Annotated in this window: 5 protein-coding genes and 1 pseudogene; 2 read left to right on the top strand and 4 right to left on the bottom strand. The window is 68.9% G+C overall.

Annotated features, from left to right (window positions below):
* Positions 1-457: ferredoxin (locus AB0M26_RS31405; RefSeq protein WP_365266341.1), on the top strand; the 457-nt coding region annotated here is incomplete at its 5' end.
* A 427-nt stretch (positions 458-884) separates the two neighbouring features.
* Here the strand turns inward: AB0M26_RS31405 and AB0M26_RS31400 are convergent.
* Complete coding sequence (locus AB0M26_RS31400) at positions 885-1,214, bottom strand: AzlD domain-containing protein (protein WP_365266339.1); 330 nt, start codon at positions 1,212-1,214, stop codon at positions 885-887.
* Positions 1,207-1,953 (bottom strand): AzlC family ABC transporter permease, encoded by a 747-nt coding sequence (locus tag AB0M26_RS31395; RefSeq protein WP_365266336.1) that lies wholly within the window; start codon positions 1,951-1,953, stop codon positions 1,207-1,209. The genes AB0M26_RS31400 and AB0M26_RS31395 overlap by 8 nt, the downstream gene beginning before the upstream one ends.
* 62 nt (positions 1,954-2,015) lie before the next feature.
* Between AB0M26_RS31395 and AB0M26_RS31390 the strand changes: the two genes are divergently transcribed.
* Complete coding sequence (locus tag AB0M26_RS31390; protein ID WP_365266333.1) at positions 2,016-2,474, top strand: Lrp/AsnC family transcriptional regulator; 459 nt, start codon at positions 2,016-2,018, stop codon at positions 2,472-2,474.
* A 332-nt stretch (positions 2,475-2,806) separates the two neighbouring features.
* Here the strand turns inward: AB0M26_RS31390 and AB0M26_RS31385 are convergent.
* Both AB0M26_RS31385 and AB0M26_RS31380 read right to left on the bottom strand, forming a co-directional pair.
* A pseudogene (locus AB0M26_RS31385) lies at positions 2,807-2,935 on the bottom strand (WhiB family transcriptional regulator); the annotation flags it as partial.
* A gap of 261 nt (positions 2,936-3,196) precedes the next feature.
* Positions 3,197-3,835, bottom strand: a complete 639-nt coding sequence (locus AB0M26_RS31380) for a carbonic anhydrase (protein WP_365266330.1) — start codon at positions 3,833-3,835, stop codon at positions 3,197-3,199.
* Between the last annotated feature and the right edge of the window lie 319 nt (positions 3,836-4,154).

Genomic DNA, 4,154 nt, shown 5'->3' with positions numbered 1-4,154 from the left:
GGAGGCCGTACGGCAGGTCACTCAGGCCGTGCGCGGCCGCGGTGCCTGCCAGCATCCGGACGGATCCGTGCGCTTCATCCAGTCCGCACTGCAGGCATTCACCGACGACCTCGCCGCACACATGCTGCGCGGCGGCTGCGGACGGCCCACGCACGGCCTGCTGCCGCTGCCCGTCCCCGGCTACGAGAAAGGGGGCATCACCAGCGGCGAGAAGCTGGCCGTGGACTGGACGCTGTGCGAGGGCCACGGGGTCTGCGCGGAGCTGGTGCCGGAACTCATCCAGATCGCCCACGACGGCTACCCGGCACTGGCGGACGCATCCGTCCCCATACATCTGAAGCGCAGTGCGCAACGCGCCGTACGCCGGTGCCCCGCGCTGGCACTGCGGCTCGAGGCAGCACCCCTGGAGCAGATAGCGACCGCAACCAGGAGGGCACTCCCCCGCGGCCGCGGCTGAATTTGGCAGGCCGGTTCAGGGTGGCCAAGACCACGGTCGTCGCGGCGAACGCCGTGCAACCCGTGGCGAGGGCACCGGTGATGCCCAGGTGGGCGAGGGCTCGGTAGGCGAGGGCGAAGACGAGCTGGGAGCCGGCGAGCATCCCGACGGCGGCACCGCCGGAGAAGGCGGGACTCGTCGTCGGTGGCGAGGAGGAACGCGACTGGTCCGGAGGTCGGCACAGGGCGACGAGCCGCCGCCGACCCGGTGGCCGAAACGGCGCCCGGCCAGGCTGGCACCGCCGATCAGCAGCGGGGTGACCGCGATCTTGCCCGGAACATCGAGCACTGGAGAACTCTCCTTCTTCTGCCCACGAGCACCTTTCGGGGCAGCGTTCGTTGGAGGGCCCGCGCGGTGGAGACGGGCCCGGGCCGGGAATGGGCGTCGGTCACGGTACGAAAAAGGTGCTGGAGAGGGTGACGCAGACGGCGGCGCCCGCGAGGACGCTGAGCGATGCGTTGCGGCGCCACAGGTGCAGACCGACGGTGACCGCCAGACCTGCCAGCGGGGCGATCGCCCGCATCTCGGTCAGGGGCAGCGTGCGCAACGTGTACAGACTCAAGATCACCATCACTCCGGCCGGCATGCGGGTGCTGAGGAACTGCAGGGCGCGGCTGGAGCGTAGCTGCGTGAGGGCGGTGAAGGGCAGGGCGCGCAGCCCCCAGGTGAGCGCACAGCAGACGGCGGCGACGGCGATCAGGTAGCGGGTGTCAGACATTGGCGGGCCTTCGGCGGGCGGCGAAGTGGCGGACCAGCAGGGCGGCGGAGAACAGACCGAACCCGGTGAGCAGCATCTGGCCGGGGGTGATCAGGCGGGCGATGATCGCCGCGAACAGCGCCAGGAGCGGGGTGGGTAGATCGTGGCGCCGGTCGCGGATGGCGTCGAGGGCCAAGACGACGAGGAGCGCGGTCATGGCGAAATCCAGGCCGGTGATGCGCGGTGCGATCAGCTTGCCGGCCGGGGCGCCGATGAGTGAGCCGGCGACGCAGTACAGGTGGTTGAACGCCTGGAAGGACACGATGCGGGCGCTCGACCAGGTGCGGGCCTGTCCGCCGGTGGTCATGGCGTAGGCCTCGTCGCTGAGCGCGAAGGTGCTGTAGAGCCTGGCCAGATGTCCCTCGACGCGGTGCAGGGGGAAGGACAACGCGTAGAAGACGTGGCGGCCGTTGACCAGCAGCGTGGTCAGGGCGATGGTGACCAGCGGCGCGGCTGCCAGCAGCATCGGGATGAGCAGGAACTCCAGCGTGCCGGTGTACATGACGGCGGAGAACATCGGTGCCGACCACCACGGCAGGCCGGAGTGGGTGGCCAGCATCCCGAAGGCCAGCCCCATCGGGAACAGAGCGAGTCCGACCGGCATGGAGTCCATGAGCCCCGCGAACGTCTCGGCGCGCAGCCCGCCTGGCGTACGGGCAGGGCGAGGAGGATCGACGACCGGGACCGGAGCTGTACTCATGCCGCAACTTTAGAAAAGAAGCAGGCTTATGTGGTTGCCGATCGCCGCTATGATTTGTCGTCATGCGCAATGCTGTAAGGCTGGATGCCGTGGACCGTGACATTTTGTTGCATCTACAGGGAGACGGTCGGATGACGAACGTCGAACTCGCCAAGCGCGTCGGGCTGACACCCCCTTCCTGCCTGCGGCGCGTCAAGCGCCTCGAGGAGGGCGGCGTCATCGCCGGCTACCGGGCCGTCGTCAACCCCGAGGCGATCGGGCGCAGCCTGGAAGTCCTCGTCGACATCGAGATCTACGCCCAGGACCGCACCACGATCGAGGAGTTCGAGGCCACCCTCGCCTCCTACGACGAGGTGATCGAGTTCCGGCGCATGTACGGCAGCCCCCACTACTTCGTCCGCGTCGCCATCGCCGACAACACCGCCTACGAAGCCTTCGTCATGGACAAACTCACCGGCCACCCCGCCGTCCAGCGCCTCGAATCCCACCTCACCATGAAGAAGATCAAGGGCGGCCTCTGACCGCGAGCGCATGGTTGCTGAGCGAACGGCGACGGAGTCGACGGATCCGTCCACTCTGGCTTCACCGCGTGACGACTGAGGCTCACAACCACAAGGTTGATGGCTGCGACGAGGACGGTCGCCTCGTAGCGGACGGCGAGCTGGTCGTACCGGCTGACAACGACGCCTCTTGAGGCGGTTGATCCCGCACTCGACCGCGTGACGCTCGCGGTGGGTGACCGGGTCGAAGTGCGGCGGCCGGACCCGCGGGAGCCGATTTTCCGGCGGTTGCGTGCCTGGTCGTTCTTGTCCGGGATGGTGCAGTGGATTCCACGGCGGCGCAGGTAGGCGCGGTCCGTGCGCACCGGGCACGCCACGCACGTGGCCTTGGCCCGGTTCTGCTGCGCACCTTCAACGAACAACTCGTCCGGGTTCCCCGCCCGGCAGACAGCTCACCTACTCCAGCCAGAATCGCCCTGCACCGCAGCCTCTCCCCCCTCCTGCTCGACCTGCGCCGAACACGACGCAGGTCACCGTCCAGGAGGAACGCCACGAGCAGACCGCGGTCAGGAAACCCCAGTGCAACCCCTCCACCCCTCCGAGTGGCCAATCGAGCCGACCAAGGCGTCACGCCGCGGTTCCACCGGCTGACGGACCGGTGGCCGGGCCATTCTCCTGCTCAGCCGGACGACGAAACAGCTTCTGAGGCTGAAGCTGAAAGTCCGGGCGGCTGGCCGCGGGTTTCATCGTGGGGGGGCAGCCCTGCCCAGTCCGTGGGAGGCGACCAGCTGCGCACTGCCATCTGCCAACCGGTAGGACAGACCCGCCACAGCGAGGCGGCCGGCGGCGACCCGCGCGGCCAGAACGCGGGAGCGGTCCAGCAGCAGGTCCACGGTGTGCCGGATGTGCTCATGGAGGATCTCCTCGGCCTGCTCACGTCCGGCAGCCCGGGCAGCCAACACGCTCGGAGTCACCCGCTCGACGACATCACGCACGAACCCGGACGGCGTCCTGCCACCATCGGCGGCAACACGGGCAGCCTCGATGGCCCCGCACGAGTCGTGTCCCAGAACCACGACCAACGGACAGTCCAGCACGCTCACCCCGTACTCGATGCTGCCCAGAACCTCCGAACCGGCCACATGCCCGGCGGTGCGCACCACGAACAGGTCGCCCAGGCCGCGGTCGAAGATGATCTCGGCGGCCAGCCGGGAGTCGGAGCACCCGAACAACACGGCGAAGGGCTGCTGGGCTGGTGCGATCTCTGCGCGGCGGGTGGCGTCCTGGTTCGGGTGCTCGGGGGCGTCGGCAACAAAGCGCTGGTTACCGGCCAGAAGCAACTCGAAGGCGTCGCGAGGCGTCGAGGTCTGGATCTCGGTCATATCCGCAGCCTAGAACCCAACACCGGTTGCATCACCTGGTCCGCCGGGGCCGCGGTCCTCCAGCACGAGGACGTCCAGCTCCTCCCAGATCGCGGGCAGAAGGATGACGCGAGCGGTGTGGTACTTCGGTCGCGGTCTTCCCGTCGCGGGTGCGGTACAGACTTCCGGCGGGGCTTCACACTCGGCACTCGGCTCCGTGGCTCTGGGCCGGGAAGCGGGGGCGGGTGTTGCGCGACGCGGAAGGTGTGCATGAAGGCGACGTTCGGGTTGTTGGCGGGACGGGATGAAATGACCCCGGCGGCCGTCAGGCCGCCGGGGT

Source organism: Streptomyces sp. NPDC051776, from assembly GCF_040681345.1.
Lineage (GTDB): Bacteria > Actinomycetota > Actinomycetes > Streptomycetales > Streptomycetaceae > Streptomyces.
The sequence above is the reverse complement of the archived record's forward strand: the minus strand, read 5'-3'. Positions and strand labels throughout refer to the sequence as shown.

Excerpts from the sequence above, each read along its gene's own strand:
- AB0M26_RS31400 (WP_365266339.1), bottom strand. The coding sequence starts at position 1,214 with ATGTCTGACACCCGCTACCTGATCGCCGTCGCCGCCGTCTGCTGTGCG.
- AB0M26_RS31395 (WP_365266336.1), bottom strand. The coding sequence starts at position 1,953 with ATGAGTACAGCTCCGGTCCCGGTCGTCGATCCTCCTCGCCCTGCCCGT.
- AB0M26_RS31390 (WP_365266333.1), top strand. The coding sequence starts at position 2,016 with ATGCGCAATGCTGTAAGGCTGGATGCCGTGGACCGTGACATTTTGTTG.
- AB0M26_RS31380 (WP_365266330.1), bottom strand. The coding sequence starts at position 3,835 with ATGACCGAGATCCAGACCTCGACGCCTCGCGACGCCTTCGAGTTGCTT.